Source organism: Halomonas sp. ND22Bw, from assembly GCF_003011945.1.
Classification (GTDB): domain Bacteria; phylum Pseudomonadota; class Gammaproteobacteria; order Pseudomonadales; family Halomonadaceae; genus Halomonas; species Halomonas halophila.
Map to the genome: position 1 here is coordinate 1 of NZ_PXWD01000126.1, position 480 is coordinate 480.

At 65.8% G+C, this 480-nt stretch carries 1 pseudogene; it reads right to left on the reverse strand.

The features are described from left to right. Positions 1-376: pseudogene (locus tag CVH10_RS17295) on the reverse strand (hypothetical protein); the annotation flags it as partial. Positions 377-480: the final 104 nt, after the last annotated feature.

A 480-nucleotide genomic window follows, 5' to 3' on the forward strand; every position in this document is an offset into this window, starting at 1 on the left:
TCTTGGCGTCGGTCGCGCCAATCTGACCCTTCACGCCAGGAGGGGTGGCGATATCCTCGCCAGGACCCGAGGCCGGTTCGACCGTCTGCGTGACCGTCGTGGGCTGGCCCGCGATGGACGCAGGCGGTTCCGCGACTGTGGTATCCCTCTCGGCGCCTTCAGGCTCGGCTGAGCGGGTATCGCCAGCCCGTTCTTCGGCGAGCGACGGTTTCAGAACGCCGTATCCATCAGGCTTGCCGGGCTTCTGGATGAACGCGGGATCATCCGCTCTCGGCGGAACGTCAGCGACCAGCGTCTTGGGCTTTGGCTGCGTCGATTGGCTGGGCTTGGTGCGGGCGCTGGGCTCGACAGCCTTCACCATCTTGCTGGAGAACAAGTCCGCGTTCACCTCCGATGCAGCCGCTGGCGTTCCGGTCGAAACCGGCGCGGCGGGCGGGAACAGGGTGGAAGTGATCGACATGGTCGAGGGACGGCTTTCTA